Annotated in this window: 12 protein-coding genes; 7 read left to right on the top strand and 5 right to left on the bottom strand. The window is 65.8% G+C overall.

All coding sequences use genetic code 11. The annotated features are described in order from the left end of the window. Positions 1-203: 203 nt before the first annotated feature. The 3 genes from ACZ1H8_RS09860 (at position 204) to ACZ1H8_RS09850 (ending at position 2,368) form a co-directional block, all read left to right on the top strand. Complete coding sequence (locus tag ACZ1H8_RS09860; protein ID WP_465181122.1) at positions 204-1,265, top strand: class I SAM-dependent methyltransferase; 1,062 nt, start codon at positions 204-206, stop codon at positions 1,263-1,265. A gap of 138 nt (positions 1,266-1,403) precedes the next feature. Then, positions 1,404-2,021, top strand: coding sequence for a LysE family translocator (locus ACZ1H8_RS09855; protein WP_465181121.1), 618 nt, complete (start codon positions 1,404-1,406; stop codon positions 2,019-2,021). A gap of 26 nt (positions 2,022-2,047) precedes the next feature. Further along, entirely contained in the window at positions 2,048-2,368 is a 321-nt protein-coding gene (locus ACZ1H8_RS09850) for a hypothetical protein (RefSeq protein WP_465181120.1), read from the top strand. Here the strand turns inward: ACZ1H8_RS09850 and ACZ1H8_RS09845 are convergent. Further along, the gene (locus tag ACZ1H8_RS09845; protein WP_465181119.1) at positions 2,365-3,639 is read right to left on the bottom strand and encodes a cytochrome P450; all 1,275 of its coding nucleotides are present in this window, start codon (positions 3,637-3,639) and stop codon (positions 2,365-2,367) included. The two genes, ACZ1H8_RS09850 and ACZ1H8_RS09845, sit on opposite strands and share 4 nt — an antisense overlap. A gap of 331 nt (positions 3,640-3,970) precedes the next feature. Here ACZ1H8_RS09845 and ACZ1H8_RS09840 point away from each other — a divergent pair, with 331 nt between their 5' ends. Both ACZ1H8_RS09840 and ACZ1H8_RS09835 read left to right on the top strand, forming a co-directional pair. Continuing rightward, entirely contained in the window at positions 3,971-4,948 is a 978-nt protein-coding gene (locus ACZ1H8_RS09840; RefSeq protein WP_465181118.1) for a cytochrome-c peroxidase, read from the top strand. A gap of 38 nt (positions 4,949-4,986) precedes the next feature. Further along, positions 4,987-7,335: a DAHL domain-containing protein gene (locus ACZ1H8_RS09835; protein WP_465181117.1), complete on the top strand. Its 2,349-nt coding sequence runs from the start codon at positions 4,987-4,989 to the stop codon at positions 7,333-7,335. Between the two features lie 71 nt (positions 7,336-7,406). Here ACZ1H8_RS09835 and ACZ1H8_RS09830 read toward each other — a convergent pair whose 3' ends face one another. Both ACZ1H8_RS09830 and ACZ1H8_RS09825 read right to left on the bottom strand, forming a co-directional pair. Beyond that, positions 7,407-8,159: a response regulator gene (locus tag ACZ1H8_RS09830; protein ID WP_465181116.1), complete on the bottom strand. Its 753-nt coding sequence runs from the start codon at positions 8,157-8,159 to the stop codon at positions 7,407-7,409. 189 nt (positions 8,160-8,348) lie between these two features. Continuing rightward, on the bottom strand, positions 8,349-9,026 hold the full coding sequence (locus tag ACZ1H8_RS09825) for an outer membrane beta-barrel protein (RefSeq protein ID WP_465181115.1): 678 nt from the start codon (positions 9,024-9,026) through the stop codon (positions 8,349-8,351). 269 nt (positions 9,027-9,295) lie between these two features. On the opposite strand from ACZ1H8_RS09825, the gene ACZ1H8_RS09820 reads away from it, so the two are divergent. Continuing rightward, positions 9,296-10,096, top strand: a complete 801-nt coding sequence (locus ACZ1H8_RS09820) for an AraC family transcriptional regulator (protein ID WP_465181114.1) — start codon at positions 9,296-9,298, stop codon at positions 10,094-10,096. Here ACZ1H8_RS09820 and ACZ1H8_RS09815 read toward each other — a convergent pair. After that, the gene (locus tag ACZ1H8_RS09815) at positions 10,088-10,864 is read right to left on the bottom strand and encodes a winged helix-turn-helix domain-containing protein (protein WP_465181113.1); all 777 of its coding nucleotides are present in this window, start codon (positions 10,862-10,864) and stop codon (positions 10,088-10,090) included. The genes ACZ1H8_RS09820 and ACZ1H8_RS09815 overlap by 9 nt on opposite strands. A gap of 228 nt (positions 10,865-11,092) precedes the next feature. Here ACZ1H8_RS09815 and ACZ1H8_RS09810 point away from each other — a divergent pair, with 228 nt between their 5' ends. Next, complete coding sequence (locus ACZ1H8_RS09810) at positions 11,093-12,100, top strand: GAF domain-containing protein (protein WP_465181112.1); 1,008 nt, start codon at positions 11,093-11,095, stop codon at positions 12,098-12,100. 209 nt (positions 12,101-12,309) lie between these two features. Here the strand turns inward: ACZ1H8_RS09810 and ACZ1H8_RS09805 are convergent, their stop codons facing one another. Beyond that, positions 12,310-13,107, bottom strand: coding sequence for an alpha/beta fold hydrolase (locus tag ACZ1H8_RS09805; protein WP_465181111.1), 798 nt, complete (start codon positions 13,105-13,107; stop codon positions 12,310-12,312). Positions 13,108-13,121: the final 14 nt, after the last annotated feature.

The raw sequence follows: 13,121 nt of genomic DNA, 5'->3' as shown, positions 1-13,121 counted from the left end.
AACATGATGTCGAGGTTGACCGTCAATTCATTCGCCATCCATCGCTACTATAGTAGCTCATTCAGCATTTTATGGATCATCATATCTTGAACATCTGCAACGTCGCCCCTGTTTCATAGGTAGCGCGATGCAAGTGCCGTGAAGCCGCGTCGTGACCTCTCACCTGCAGTCCGCTGGAAGACGCGGATGCATGAGGTTTCGATATGGATGAGAGTTTCAGCGGATTCGATTTCGGCCTCGATTGCCGTGCCGACGGGGCATCGCAGACCGGGCGGGAAATGTCGGCGCAGGCATTGCCGATGCTGCATGCCTATCTGGACATGATGCGGGCATCGGCGCTGATCACCGCCGGCCGGATCGGCCTGTTCGAGGCGCTCGCGGCCGGGCCGCTGACGAATGCCGTGCTTGCCACAGCCCTGGGATCGAGCGAGGCCGGCGTCGCGCGGCTGACAACCTTCCTGATCGAAGCCGGTCATCTGAAACGCCAGGGCGATCGCGTGGCGAACACGCCGGCAACGATGCGCTGGTTCACCAGCCGCGGGGACACCGACTATACGGCCGGGCTCGTCTGGACCGCCGACGCCTGGGAGATCATGGGCGAACTCACCGAGGTAGTGCGCCAGGGCAAGCCGGTGCGGCTGTTGTGGGACCGGATGGACGAGACGCCCGAGCTGGGCGCGCGCTTTGCTCGGTACATGCGCGCATTCGCCCATCATCTGGCGCCCGATCTCGCGCGGTTGATCGAACTGCCCGATGGCCCCGCACGGCTGCTCGACCTGGGCGGTTCGCACGGCGTGCACTCGATCGCCCTGTGTCGGCAGCATGCCGGGCTGGAGGCGGCGATCGTCGATCTGGACAGCGCACTCCAGGGTACCAGCGCGCGCATTCGCCAGGCGGGGCTCGCCGAGCGGATCGCGGTCCGGCCCGCCGATATCCGCGATCTCGACTGGGGCGAGGGCTATGACATCGTTCTCTATCTTTCGATCGCACATAATATGACCGCTCAGGAGAATGAGCGGATCTTCGCGCATATGGCCAGGGCAATGCGCCATGGCGGCAAGCTGATCATCCACGACTATCCGGCGGAGACCACGCCCGGCCTGTTCGGCGCGGCGTTCGGGCTCACATTGCTGGTGGAGACCGGAACCCGCACCTTCGGTTATGCCGAACTGGCGGGGATGCTGGCGCGGGCCGGCTTCTCGACTGTGCGCTATCATGTGCTGTCGCCAGCGGAAAAAGGCACGATCATCATCGCCCAGCGCTGACCCGCCGCAACCGCGACGCTGCATCATTACAACTGCAGCCGCGCGACGGCAGCGATGAAGCGGAGCCGCAATCCCCAAAGCGCACATCCCGGCAATCCAATGGGCGCCGTGCGCGCTCCCAGATTGCGAGACTGTTCGATGCTGACCCAAAGCTATGCCGCCTTCCTGGTGACGGCGACCCTGTTGACCATGGTGCCCGGACTGGACACGGCGATGGTTCTCCGCTCCGCAACGGCGGAGGGGCCGCCGGCCGGGATCGGCGCCGCCGTGGGCATTGCCGCCGGATGCCTGTGCTGGGGCGGCACCGCGGCCTTCGGCCTGGGTGCGCTGGTCGATGCGTGGCCGCTGGCATTCGACCTGCTGCGCTGGTCCGGCGCAGCCTATCTGGCCTGGCTCGGCGCCAATCTGCTGCTGCGCCCGCGACCGACCTTCATCAGCGATGGCGAAGCGCGCGGCACCATCACGGCAGCGGCAGGCCGCGGGTTCGTCACCAATATCCTCAACCCGAAGGTCGGCGCCTTCTATCTGACGCTGCTGCCCCAGTTCATCCCTGCAGGCGCTGCCGGCGAGGGCCGAGCCGTGTTCCTGGCAGCGACCCACAGCCTGATCGTGGTGATCTGGTTCTCGGTGCTCGCGATCATCACGGGTGGCATTCGCCCGTGGCTGAAGCGGCCGGGCGTTGTCCCGAAGCTCGATCGTATCACCGGCGTAATCCTCGTGGTGCTGGGGATCCAGCTCGTTGCGGTGCACGCTTGACGACGCGTCGCACGCCCGGTGCGGCCATGGGCCGAGGCCTTGTTGCCCTGGTGGCGGCCACCGTGGTGCTGGACGGCGCTGTTCAGCTGGTGCCGGACGCCAGCGCCCTCGCAGGTGCCGGCATGGTGCCCGCGGCAAGCCCGATGGCCGCCCTATGGGCGCTGGGCGGGACGCCGATGCTGCTGATCCGCCACTTGACGATGCCCGGTGCCCTGTCGACCACCGCCCTGCTCGGCTATTCGGCCGCGCAGCCCGGCGCGCCGCACGCCGCAGGCTGCATCCTTGCCGGACTGGCGCTGTGGCTCGGGGTGGCGCTTGCTCAAGGCACGCCCCGCCCCGCCGTCTAGTCCAACCGCGCGGGGATCCGCACCTGAAGCTCGGAGTAGCCGTGGGTAAAGGTCGAGAAGGTTCGCACCGGCGGCCGCAGCATTTCGATGTGCGGGAAACGCACGAGGATTTCCTCCCACAGGGTCCGGAGCTGCAACTCGGCGAGTCGTGCGCCGATGCACCGGTGAATCCCGACACCGAAGGACAGATGGCGCCGCGAATTGGGACGATCGAGGATGAAGTCATCCGCCCGCTCGAACACCGCATCGTCGCGGTTCGCAGACAGGTACCACAGGATCAGCTTGTCCCCTCTCGCGATGTCGCGCCCCCCGATCGAGATATCGCGCATCGCCGTCCGGCGCATATGCGCGATCGGCGTCTGCCAGCGCAGCACCTCGGGCGTGAGCCCAGCGATCAGCCCCGGCTCGGCGCGAAGCTTTTCGAGTTCGGCCGGAAATCGATCGAATGCGACAACGCTGCCGCTGATGCTGCTGCGGGTCGTGTCGTTCCCGCCGACGATCAGCAGCATGACGTTTCCGTAAAATTCGTCTCGCGCCATGTCGCGCGTCTCGGGTCGCCCCGCCAGCATCGAGATCAGATCGTCTCCGGCCGGCGCCGCCAGTCGCTCGCGCCAGATCGCCTCGAACGTGGCGAAGCAGTCGTTCATCACGCGCAGCTTGTCCTCCAGCGTGGGACAGGCCGGCGTGCCGGGCAGGGCCACCATCGCCTCCGACCAGCGGATCAGGTCGCGCGACCGGTCGAGCGGATAGCCGAGCAGCGATGCAAGCGTCCGGGCGGTAAGTTCAATCGACACGCGATCGACCCAATCGAACGCCTCGCCGACCGGAAGACCGTCGAGGATTTCCTCGCACCATGTTCGGATCTGTCCCCCCATTTGACCCAATCGCTGAGGCGAGAAGGCAGGCGCGATCACCCGTCGCTGCTGGGTATGGCGCGGAGGGTCCATGGCGATGAAGGAGGGTAGGAATTGGGGATCGTCCGGGCGGGATGTTATGGTGATCCCGCCGTTCACGTGGTCGGACGAGAAAGCGTCGGTGTCGAGTTCGACCTGTTCGACATCATGATGCCGCGTGATCGACCAATAGGCGCCGAAGGCGCCATCGGTACAATGATGGACCGGCGCCTCGCGTCGCATCCGCGCGAAATATCGTGGTGCGAGGCCGAGCTGAAACAGCCGGGGCCGGGCGATGTCGATCCGCTCGATCGCCGCGGCGGCGAGTTCGCGTTCAAAGTCCTGCAGATCTTCAGCCTGGCCATCACCCGAACGCATTCACAGTCTCCCGAAACAGGCGACCGGAATTGCCGGGAGCAGCTACGTCGCGATTTCAGCGGGCCGCCAAAAGGCTACGACAGAAGCGCTTTCGCCGACCGACGCTGGACGGGCAGACAGGAATGATGGGGCTACGACTGTAACCGCCTCCGGCTGTGCCGAAATCGGTTTGAAGCGCGGACAACCGATCGCTGGTCAGCTTAACGGGGCCAGAGTGAGAGATGCGCGAAAGATACCGCCACGACAGGATCGGCAGCCCGCGGCATGCACCTGCGATCATTCGGCCGGAGGCGCCCGGAAGGGAGCAATCGCCAACCTCGAGACCATCCGCATGCTGACAGCCCTCCGCTCCTCCGTTGCGGGCTCGCCGCTGGCGTGGATATTCGCGCTTCTATTCGGCGCGCTGCTGTTCAGGGTCAGTGTCGCTCAGCCTCTGGCCCCGGCGGGCCAGGGGTCACAGACCGCCTTTGCCCCACTCCCCGGCCTGCCGCGAGGCGATGCCGCCGAGATCGCTCTGGGACGCGCCCTCTTCTTCGATCGCCGAATCTCCCGATCGCAGAAGCTGAGCTGCGCATCCTGCCATGACCTTGCGACAAACGGCGCTTCGCCCGCCGCGATCGATCGGGGCGATGCCGGAAAGGCAACCCCGTGGAACACGCCAACGCTGTTCAACAGCGTCCATAATTTCCGCTTCGGCTGGACGGGAAGCTCCCGCAACCTGCGCGACTTCACATTTCAGGCACTGACTACCGAACATCTGATGGGCGGCAAGGGCCTGGCCGCGCGCCGGTTCGCCGCGGACCCGGACATGATGTCGCGCTTTCGCAAGGTCTATCGCGCGCCACCGAGCGACATGGCGGTCGCCACGGCACTGACCGCCTTCATGGGCACGTTGGTCACAGTCGATGCCCCGTTCGATCGCTGGCTGCGCGGCGACCGGACCGCGCTCAGCTCGCGTCAGCAGCGCGGGCTGAACCGCTTCAACGTCCTAGGCTGCGCGAGCTGTCATCAGGGCGCCAACCTCGGCGGGAATCTGTTCCAGCGTCGCGGCATCTTCCATCCGCTCGGCAAGCCCGATCCCCGCTACCTGCGCGTCCCCAGCCTCAGGAATGTTGCCGTCACCCCTCCCTATTTTCATGATGGCAGTGTCGCATCGCTCCCCGAGGCGGTTCGCCAGATGGGACGCGCCCAGCTCGACCTCGCCATCAGCGATCGCGATGCTGAGGATATCGCCGCATTTCTCGCGGCCCTGACCGGCCATTACGAGGGCAAGCCTCTCAGCCGCACCCTGCCGGGACGACCGAAATGAAATGGCTTGCGCTTCTCCGGCTCGCCAGCGTCATCCTCATGACTGCTACGGTCGTCGTCGCGATCCTGGCGCTGCGAACGATGAGCGACATGCGGCGCTGGTCCACCGCCGCCAGCAACGGGATCATGAGCTATTCGCTGGCGGAGCGGACCTTGCAGGTCGACCTGCTGACGGCGCGGGCTGGGCTGCTGAGAAACTATGATCCGGTCAACGCCGATTTGGTGGCGGCAAGCGAGAGCCTGGCGGAACTGGAGCAATTGTCGATGGAGGCGCCAGCCCGGAAGGTGCTTGGCGAGATCATCGCCGCAGCCAACCGCCAGGAAAGGCTGGTCGAGCGGTTCAAGAGCCACAATGCCCTGCTGCAAAACTCGCTCAACCGGTTCACCACCCATGGCAGCGCGCAGATCGGCGACCATAATATCCTGTCCGCATGGATCCTGAAGCTGACGCTGGACACCAGCGCATCGACCGTCAGCGAGGCGCGCGCCGCGTTGGACGAACTGCCGCGCACTTCGGCCACCGGTCCGGAGGCACAACTGGTTTCCCACGCCAGATTGCTCGTGCGGGTCCTGCCCGAGATCGATACGCTGCTCCAGTCGATCCGTGGCATGCGGATCGAGGAGCGGGTCGACCGGTTGCAGACCCTGCTGCGCGCCGAAGCTACCACTCGAGGGGACGAGATACGGCATTTGCAGGTGTCGTTCGGAGTCCTGCTGGCAATGCTCGCCGCGACGCTGACCGCGTTGATCCTGGCACACCGGCAACGGACGCGAGACCTGCAGGCCCAGGCCGACAATGAAAGGCTGAGTGCGGCGATCGCGATGCCGCTGATCGATACCGGACACGCGACGTTCACCGCCCGGGTCCAGAGTGCGGTCGACCGGCTCGCATCGCATCTGGGCGCCAGGAGGCTGCGCCTGACGATCTCCGGCGTGCCGAGCCATTCTCATTTTTCCGCCGGCGAAACGGATGACGATCAGCAATGGTTCTGTCGGCTGGTCCAGACCGCGGAGACGAGCGGCGCCTGGGTCGACGACCGCGTCGTCATATCGACACGCGGGTGCCATGCGGACACCGGATTGACCCGGGCGATGCGCGCCGCCGGGGTCAGGGACCTGGTGCTGTTGCGGACGCCGGAGCCCCATCAGGTCGTCATCGGCTTCGAGCCGCACGGTCCCGCTTCCGCCCTGCGCCCGGATCATATGGCCGGCATCGCATCGGCCATCGTCGCGATCGCGCACGGTGCGCGCCGCGAGGCGCTGCAGCTGGAGCGCGAACGCCTCGAGCGCACCATTGCCAGAGCCGGACGGATGGAGACGATCGGCGCAATGGCCAGCGGCGTCGCGCACAACTTCAACAACATCATCGGTGCGATCGGCGGGTTTGCCGAGATGGGACGGGAGCGGACCCGCAAACATTCGCCCGCGCATCAGCATTTCGCGGAGATATCGACCGCCGTCGAGCGGGCCCGCGATCTGGTCGACGAGATCCTGAACTTCGCCAAACAGGGCCGAACGAGCAAATCCCCGACCAATCTCATCGCAGTCCTGCGCGAGACGGTCCAGCTTCTGACCGCATCGTCGCGCCGCGATGCATTTCAGTTTCAGGCCGGCGGCGACCCGTTGTTCGTGATGGGTGCGGGAAGCGAGCTTCAGCAGGTGTTTCTCAACATCTGCAACAATGCAGGGGATGTCAGCGGCGACCAGCCGGTCTTGATCACGACCGGGCGGGAGACTCTTGTGGCCCCGCGCAAGTTCAGTCACGCGGTCCTGGCGCCGGGAAGTTACGGGCTGGTGTCGGTCCGCGACGACGGACCTGGCATCGCCAGCACGGCATGGCCGCGGCTGTTCGAACCCTTTTTCACGATGAAGCTCGCCGGGACCGGCCTTGGCCTGTCGACCGCATGGGAGATCGTCGAGGATCATGGCGGCACGATCGACGTCGAGAATCTCGACCGGGGCGCGCGCTTCACGGTATGGCTTCCCGAAATCGCCGATAGCGACGCCTATAGCATTCCGGGCGATGGCGCCCGCATCCTGTTGCTGGGGCAGCCGGGCGAACGGCCGGTCGAAGAGGAGCTTCTGGCCGAACTCGGTTACGAACCCTGTTCGATGTCGCTGAGCGCGGACCAGGTCGCGATGTCGGGGGTATTGGCGGAGTGCGATGCCGCCCTGATCGCGTCGCAGGATGCGGATGTCGTGCTCGATCTGGCGGGCACGCTGTCGGTTGCGTCATCCCCCCTGCCGCTCTTGCTGGCCACGCCGCTGGGCCAGTCGCTCCACGCCGCCTTCCCGGCCGCGAAGCTCCACTATCCATTGCGACGAAAGGAATTGGCCGAACTGTTGCCGGCGGTCCTATGCCCTGCCGACGAGCCCTGCGCAGTATAGCGGACCGGAACCGCGAGAAGGCTCCGGCCGCGACACGTTCATGGGCGGGAGACGCGGCCTCCCCCGGCACTTCAGAGCACCTCGACGTCCACGTCGAACCGATATCCGACCCCGCGCTCGGTCTTGATGAATCGAGGCGCCTGGGCGTCATCCTCGAGCTTGCGGCGCAGGCGAAGGATCTGGACGTCGATGCTGCGATCGAACACGTCCTCATGCACCCGCGTCGACTGGAGCAGATGCTCGCGCGACAGCGTGCGATGCGGTGCCTGGACGAAGGCGCTCAGCAGCGCGAACTCCCCCTTGGTCAGTGCAACGACGTCACCGGGGGGCGAAACCAGTTCGCGATTGCGCTGATCGAACCGCCAGCCGGCGAAGGTGAAGACAGCCTCACGCTGTCGCGCGGGGCTGAGACGATCCATCGAGCGTCGGCGCAGGGCGGCGCGGACGCGCGCCAGCAGCTCTCGCAGGCCAAAGGGCTTGGTGAGATAATCGTCCGCGCCCAGTTCCAGTCCGACGACGCGATCGATCTCCTCGCGCCGATTGCCCGTGATCAGGATGACGGGGGTGACGCTCTTGGTGCGCAGTTCGCGCAGCACGTCGAGCCCGTCATCCTCGCCGAGATGAAGATCGAGAATGACGAGATCGGGCTCGCGCGAGACAAGCGAATGGATGAGACCCTGGCGGCCCGACACGGCATTCGCGCGAAGATTATGCTCGGTCAGATAGCCGACGATCATGCGTTGCATCGCCGGGTCGTCATCGACGACCAGAACGCGGGCGGACTTGACCTGTGAACTAAGTTCAGCCGTATCGATAAATGCCACTGGAGCCTCACAATAAACACGCCTCAAAAGCAGGCCCGGCTGTTTAAGTTTGGCGCGGCTGATCCAGAATAGGACACATCACAGCCGTAACGATTATCGGCCAGTTCATGACGATCGGTAACGCAAAGCGGCGACCCACCATGCGATGGGCCGCCATTCGCCGATCCAGGTCGGCACCGGATCAGGCGATCAGAGGAAGAAACGGAAGCCGGCGGTCGCTGCCAGATTGTGACTGCGCGTCTGCAGCACCGAGTCCAGCGTTCCCGCGGTCGCGTTGAAGCGTTCGACCTGATGCCCGGTGACGTGCAGATAACGGACGTCGGCGGTCAGTTCGACGCGCTTTCCGAGGGCGATCGACGCGCCTCCGATCACCTGGAACGCGAGATGCCCCGACGCGCTGGTCGGGATGGTGATCGCGGGCCCCGCCGCGGCAACCTTGTAGCGAATGTCGTAATCGACGCCCGCCATGCCGACGCCGCCGCCTGCCGAGAATCGTACGAGATTGCCGACCTTTGGCGTGTCGTAGATCAGGTTGACCATCGTCGTCGTGATCGAGGTGCGACCCTCGAGCAATTCGCGGCCTGTACCGTTCAGCTTGAGCCGCTTGAGCGAATTGCGGCTGGCGCCAAGCTCGCCCTCCACGCGCGCCCGTCCCCAGTCGCCCTGAGCGGCCACTGCACCCAGGACCACGCCGCCCATGACGTCGGCATCGCTGGTCGTCTCGATCTTGCGGGGATCGCCTGCGACCGTCGCCCCGCGGAACGTCTGATCGTCGCCAAACCGGGCGCCGACAAAGCCGCCGACATAGAAGCGGCCCTGGTCCTCGTCCGACGATGCGTCCGACTGGGCGAAGGCCGGCTGGACCATCAAGGCTCCGGCAAGGGCGAGGGGAAGAAAGGCAAGACGTCTCATATGTATCTCCAGGACTGCGCCGCGGCAGTCGGCCGCGGGCTAGTCCGGCTTAGGGCGGGGCGTGAAAGGGTCGCTCTCGCCCGGAGCCAAATGCCGTCGCGGTTGGGACAGCAGCGGTGCCAGACCTACCGACGCAGTCCGACAGGGCCCGCCGGTAGTCTGGAGGTGTCAGATGTAACCCCGCTGCAATTGCGCGGGGTCGGGCGGGCCAGGAAGATCGCGCTATGCTGATTTCATCGCCCTGCCCGACCCATGAAGACGAGCCCGCAGAGTGGCTTGAGCGGAGACGCGTCGAGGCGAACCAGATCGTGGAGCTCATGCCGCACCGGTCGCCGCTGATCGCGCTGGTCCTGACGGGTCTGGTTCGGATCGAGGCGCCCGGCCCGGCCCGGATCGTGCCTGCGGGTCACGCGATCGTTACGCCGGCTCCGGGACTGACGCGCCTGACGTCGCTACGTCCGTCCACGCTCGTGCTGACCGAAGCGGACGGCATTGCGGCGGGGCCCGACGATCTCCTGCCGATCAGTCCGACGCTCACGGCCATTCTCCAGAGCGACTATCCGGTCTTCGAGACGCGTCATGGCAGGTCGATCCTGGTCGAGGACCTGCAGCGCAGCCGGCCCGTCCGGTGCGGCGTCCGCATGCCCATCGATCCACGGGCGCAGCGCGTCGCCGAGGCAATTTTCGCCGATCCGGCCGATCCGCGGTCGCTTGACGCGTTCGCGGCTCAATCGGGTGCGAGCCGGCGGACGCTGTTGCGGCTGTTCGTCACGGGGACGGGCATGACCTTTCGCCAATTCCGCCGCCATGCGCGAATCTGCTGCGCCCTGACCCGATTTGCCGCCGGGGAAGCGATCCAGGATGTCGCATTGGCGGTCGGTTATGAAAGCGCGCCTGCTTTCATTGCCGCGTTCAAGGCGGTCACCGGGACCACCCCGGGGAGTTTGCGTCGTCCGGGCTCAGGGTCGCCGCCGGTCGCATCGTCAGGGCAGGTGCATCAAGAGCGCAAGCCGATCCTAATATAACGGCTGCACCTGCGCATCGAAGACATAGCCGAAGCCGCGCTCGGTGCGGATGAAGGTTTCGCCCGACGCCGTGCGGCCCAGCTTGCGCCGGAGGCGAAGCACCTGCACGTCGATGCTGCGGTCGTGAATGTCTTCATGCGCCCTTGTCGCCCGCATCAGGTGCAGCCGGGACAGCGGTCTGCCCGGAGATTCGAGCAGCGCGTTCAGCAGCGCATAGTCGCTCTTGGTCAGACCGACCGCCTGGCCTGAGGGCGAGGTCAGCTGCTTGGTCGCATGGCTGAGCTCCCAGCCTTCGAAGCGATAGCCGCCCTGCATCGGTGCCGGGTCGAGCCGGCCAAGCTGCTGACGCCGAAGCGTCGCGCGGGCGCGCGCGAGGAGCTCGTCGAGATTGAGCGGCCCTGACAGGACATCGTCAGCACCCAGTTCGAGCCCGATGATCCGCTCCATGTCGGCCGGTGGCCCGTCGCGATACAGGATAACCGGCACATGCGAGCGTCCGCGAATCTGGCGCAGGATGTCGAGGCCGCTGAATGCGCCGCATCGCGCGTTGACGAGGACCAGGCTGAACGGCTGATGCTGGAGATGCCTCAGCACGTCCATCGCGCCGCAGCCTGTGGCACTGCATTGCCGATCGAGCAAATGCGAGAGGATGGATCGCCGGGCCTCCTGCGCCTCTTCCACCAGAAGGATGCGTCCGATCCGGGCCGTCGGGACGAACGGTAGGGCAGGCTCGGTATGGCGATCGAACCGGGTGGGGTGATGATACATTGCGAGCCTCCACTTGGATGTCCTGGATGGACAACAGCACGAGGCCCCGTGGCCCCCGGATATGAGCTCGAATATCAATTCTATCAAATATAGCAAAGATGATAAATTTACGCGGTCTGATCGATTTGGTAATCATCGGGGGCAGATGACAGGGCACGCATGATCAAGGACATATTGACGACCGCCGATGCGGCCCGATTGCTCGGGGTCTCAATCCGGACAGCGCAATTGCTGATCGAAGGCGGATCGGTACCGTCGTGGAAGACGCCCGGTGGCCATCGCCGGGTCTATCGGCGCGATATCGACACGCTGATCGAAGGGCGAAGGTCCGAAGCGGAGCGGTCATCCGCCGATATCGTCGTCGTCGCACCGGGCGGCCGGATTGATCTGTACCGGGAGCTGTTCGCCGATCTGGCGGAATATCGGGTCCAGTATTTCGACGCGCTTCATCCCGCGCTGTACGCCGTCGCGACGCTCGACCCCCATGCAGTCGTCGTCGAAACGGTCGATGGCGACGCGGCACGACGCGATTTCCTCCAGCAACTGGCGGGCAATCCGTCGTTGGGCCACAGCCGGCTCTACGCGGTCGGCCGCACGGCGCTCCATGACGATGCGAACATGCGGGTCGAGACCGTCGACACCCCCGACGCACTCCCCGCCGCGATCAGAAGGTCGCTGACCGATGGTGCGACGCCGTCGCCCCCCGTGGGCGACAGTCCCTTCCCCGTCGCGCTCAACGAGGCACAGCGGCTCGTCGCGCTGGAGCGCACCGGCCTCCTCGACACCGCGCCGGAGGATGCGTTCGACCGGGTGACCTGGCTGGCATCGCAGGCACTGGATACGCCGATCGCGCTCATCACGCTGCTGACGCCGACGCGCCAGTGGTTCAAGTCACGCGTCGGTCTCACCCTGACGGAGACGCCGCGAAGCTGGGCGTTCTGCAATCACACCATCCTGCAGAAGCAGGTCTTCACGGTCGACGATCTCGCCGGCGACGCCCGTTTCTCCGACAATCCGGCCGTCGCCGGGGAGCCGGGGTTTCGCTTCTACGCGGGAGCACCGATTCTGGATGGCGACGGCTTTCCGGTCGGATCGCTCTGCGTGATCGACTATAGATCGCGAACGATGAGCGAGCGCGATCGGCAGATGCTTGCATCGCTGGCGGCGCTGGCTTCCGCCGAGGTGCGCCTGCGCCGCAGCGAGCGCGAACGTCGCGCGCTTTCGCGCAAGGGTTGAGGTCGGGAAGGGCGCGCCGGCGCGGTGGGTCGGGCCTTATACCGGCGCGCCTGCCATGGCCTGTCGACCACGGCAGACCCATCCGACGCACCTCCCGCGGAAGATGGGCCTTCCTTGTCCCCGGTTAGCGCGGACCGGACACCGATTGATGTCAGATCCGCGCCGCGCAGTTACCGATGTCGCGATCAGGGTGGCGGAGAAGCCTGCGATCAGCGCGCCTTCGCGCCGACCTCGCGCGCAGCCGCATCGATCACGTCGGCGATCGCCTTGGGCTGGGTCATGAACAGCGCGTGGCTCGCATCCACTTCGGTGACCTTCGCGCCGATGCGCTTCGCCATGGCCTGCAGCATTCGCGCATCGAACGCCTTGTCCGCGGTGGCGACCACCGCCCAGCTTGGCCGGGTCCGCCATGCCGCATTCTGCAGCTTCGTCTCGAACGCCGACATGCTGATCGGTACCTGCGAGTCGCGCATGAATGCCGCATCGGCATCGCTGACGTCACCCGCAAAGCCAGCCTTGAACTTGTCGGCGTCGATGAATCCGAAGCCGTCCTTATGGGTGTGGAGCACGAATTCGGGGGGCGTGGTGAAGCCCTTATATTGCTGGGCGGTGGTTTCGCCGGCATCGGGCGACAGCGCGGAAACATAGACGAGCCCCACCACCTTGGGATCGACGCCGGCCTCGGTAATCACCGTGCCACCCCAGCTATGCCCGACCAGGATGACCGGGCCGTTCTGGCGATCCAGAGCGCGCTTCGTCGCGGCAACATCGTCCGCAAGCGAGGTGAGCGGATTCTGGACGATCGTCACCCGGTAGCCGCGCCGGGTGAGCTCGTCATAGACACCGCGCCACCCCGACCCGTCGGCAAAGGCGCCGTGCACCAGCACGACATTCTTGACGGCTCGAGCCGGTACCTCCTGCCGGGGTGCCTGGGCATGGGCGCTGCCTGCGGCCACCCCCGCGATCAGGGCTAAGGCGGCGAACAGCGGGCGGGCGACGATCCTCATGAAACACTCCTTGG

The sequence above is a fragment of the Sphingomonas sp. BL-S-25 genome (assembly GCF_055521555.1).
The sequence above is the reverse complement of the archived record's forward strand: the minus strand, read 5'-3'. Positions and strand labels throughout refer to the sequence as shown.